Annotated in this window: 1 pseudogene; it reads right to left on the reverse strand. The window is 66.5% G+C overall.

The features are described from left to right. Positions 1–275: pseudogene (locus AC0IYH_RS31510) on the reverse strand (transcriptional regulator HexR); the annotation flags it as partial.

Genomic DNA, 275 nt, shown 5'->3' on the forward strand with positions numbered 1-275 from the left:
GGATCTGCCTGGCCTGGATCAACAGGTCGACGGCGCGGCTGATCAGGTTCGGGTCGAGGCTCTGGCAGGCGCTGTCCAGCGAGGCGATAGCGCTGCCGAATATCTTGCGGGTGTAGGCCTCGGGGCCGTCGTCGGCTTCTACGGCACGGCTGACGTATGCCGCGCCGCTGGCCAGGCTCTGTGCAAGCTGCATTTTCAGTTCGGGGTAGCCGTTGACGCCGAACGAGCGACAGAAGCGGTTCACCGTGGGTTCGCTGACCTGGGCGGCCTGGGCG

Source organism: Pseudomonas sp. AC463, assembly GCF_979253585.1.